Annotated in this window: 2 protein-coding genes; both read left to right on the top strand. The window is 72.5% G+C overall.

Annotated elements, in window-relative coordinates:
- Positions 1-1,310, top strand: a 1,310-nt coding sequence (locus NON22_RS22870; protein WP_257389295.1) for an aminopeptidase family protein P, incomplete at its 5' end; no start/stop codon positions are given.
- Between the two features lie 28 nt (positions 1,311-1,338).
- Positions 1,339-2,442, top strand: coding sequence for a non-hydrolyzing UDP-N-acetylglucosamine 2-epimerase (gene wecB / locus NON22_RS22865; RefSeq protein ID WP_257389294.1), 1,104 nt, complete (start codon positions 1,339-1,341; stop codon positions 2,440-2,442).
- The last annotated feature ends 235 nt before the right edge of the window (positions 2,443-2,677 follow it).

Below are 2,677 nucleotides of genomic sequence, written 5' to 3'. Positions count from 1 at the left end.
CCGACTTCGCCGGCGCGCCGCGCAGCGAGCGTCTCGCCCGCGTGCGCGCGGCCATGGCCGCGGCCGGCGCGACGCATCACCTGGTGTCCTCGCTCGACGACGTGGCCTGGATCACCGGCCTGCGCGGCAGCGACGTGCCGTACAACCCGGTGTTCCTGGCCCATCTGCTGATCGGTCCGGACAAGGCCATCCTGTTCGTGCCGCCCGGCAAGATCGCGCCGGAACTCGGCCGCCGCCTCGACGCCGACGGCATCGTGCTGGCCGACTACGCCGCGGTCGCGACGGCGCTCGCGACGCTCTGCGCCGGCGACCGACTGCTGCTGGATCCGCGCCGCGTCGTGCAGGCACTGGCCGACGCGATCGGCGACGACGTCGCGGTCATCCGCCAGCCCAATCCGAGCCAGCGCTTCAAGGCGCTGAAGACGCCGGCCGAGCTCGCCCATATCCGCGAGGTCATGCGCCGCGACGGCGCCGCGCTCGTGCGCTTCCTGATCTGGCTGGAACGACAGCTGGCCGAACGCGACGTCACCGAGCTCGACGTCGCCGCCGAGCTCCGGCGCCAGCGCGCGGCCCAGCCGGATTTCGTCGGCGAGAGCTTCGCGACGATCGCGGGCTACCTCGCCAACGGCGCGCTGCCGCATTACCGCGCGTCCGAAAAGCATCACGCCACCCTGGCCCGGCACGGCCTGCTGCTGGTCGATTCGGGCGGCCAGTACGAAGGCGGCACCACCGACATAACGCGCACGATCGCGCTCGGCGAGACCACGGCCGAGCAGCGCCGCGACTACACGCTCGTGCTCAAGGGCATGATCGCGCTGTCGCGCGCGCGCTTCCCGCACGGCACGACGGGCCAGCAGCTCGACGCGCTCGCGCGCGCGCCGATCTGGGCCGACGGCATCAACTACGGCCACGGCACGGGTCACGGCGTCGGCTATTTCCTGAACGTGCACGAAGGGCCGCAGTCGATACGCCCGCCGGTCGCCGGCGAGGCCGGCGAGCCGCTGGCCGCCGGCATGGTCACGTCCAATGAACCCGGCATCTACAGGCCTGGCCGCCACGGCGTGCGCATCGAGAACCTGATCGCGACGGTGCCGGCCGGCGAGAGCGAGTTCGGCGAATTTCTTGCATTCGAAACCCTGACGCTCTGCCCGATCGACACGCGGCCGCTGGCCGCGGAGCTGCTCGGCGCAGAAGAACGCGCGTGGCTGAACGCCTATCACGCCGAGGTCGAGGCCGCGCTCGCGCCGCTGCTGCAGACCGACGAACGGGACTGGCTGGCCGCGCGCTGCGCGCCCGTCTCCGCCGCCTGACCCTCCGCCTTCCGACAACCCGCCTCTCATGTCCGCGCCCCGCGTCCTCGTCGTCGCCGGTACCCGTCCCGAATGCCTGAAGCTCGCGAGCGTCGTGCGCGCGCTGCGCGCGCAGCCGGGCCTGGCCACCCAGTTGCTCAACAGCGGCCAGCACGCGGCGATGGTCGAACGCACGTTCGCCCACCTGGACCTGCGCTGCGACCTGACCGCGCCGCAGATCGTCGCCGCGTCGCTGTCGCATGCGCTCGTAGCGTTGCGCGAGCAGATCCGGCAGGTCGCGCGCCGCGGAGGCAGCGCGCTGATCGTCAGCCAGGGCGACACCTCGACCGCCTATGCGGCCGCGCTGGCCGCGCGCGACCTGGGCCTGCCGCTGGCCCACGTCGAGGCCGGCCTGCGCACGAGTCATCCGTACCGGCCGTTTCCGGAAGAGCTGTTCCGCCGCCGCATCGCGCCGATCGCGCGGCTGCATTTCGCGCCGACCGCACACGCGGCCGCCAACCTGCGCGGCGAGGGCGTCGCCGAGGAGCGCATCTTCGACGTCGGCAACAGCGTCATCGATCTGCTGCGCGAGCAGGTCGAGGACACACGGCCGCTGGCCCTGCCGTTCCTGCCGGAGACCGCGCGCCAGGTCACGCTCACCCTGCACCGGCGCGAGAACTACGGCCGCGGCCTGGACCTGGTCTGCACCGCGGTGCTGCAGCTGCTGGAACGGCACGAGGACATCGGCGTGGTCTGCCCGGTGCATCCGAATCCGGCCGTCGGCCATCGCATCCGCCGCCACCTGGCGCGGCATCCGCGCGTGCGCCTCGTCGATCCGCTCGACTACCGGCCGTTCATCGCGCTGCTCGGCCAGTCGCGGCTGGCGATCACCGACTCGGGCGGCATCCAGGAAGAAGCGCCCTATCTCGGCACGCCGGTGCTGGTCGTGCGCGAGAACACCGAGCGGCCGGAAAGCGTCGCACTCGGCGCCGCGACCCTGGTGCCGCTGAAGGTCGACCGCATACTCGCCGAAGCCGACCGCCTGCTGTCGACGCCACCGCCGGCGCGGCTCGCGTTCGCGCCCGGATCGCCCTACGGCGACGGCCGCAGCGGCCTGCGCATCGCCCGGACCATCGCCGACTTCCTGGCCTGACCCAGCCGCAGCCCGCCGCCGGGAAAACCGGTAAAACGTCCTGAGGAAGTGATGGCGCCCGACGCGGCGTAGCACTTAGGATTGCGCACCTTTCGACAAGGATGTTGCATGAATGCCGACTCCCTGACCGAGCGCTGCGCCGCCGCCGCGGCGCGCCTGCGCGACTGGCTGCTCGCCGGCGACGTGCAATGCGCCGGGGGCGCACAGGCCGGCGGCGTCTACGGCGCCTTCGACG

This window comes from Tahibacter caeni (genome assembly GCF_024609805.1).
Taxonomy (GTDB): Bacteria; Pseudomonadota; Gammaproteobacteria; order Xanthomonadales; family Rhodanobacteraceae; genus Tahibacter; species Tahibacter caeni.
The sequence above is the reverse complement of the archived record's forward strand: the minus strand, read 5'-3'. Positions and strand labels throughout refer to the sequence as shown.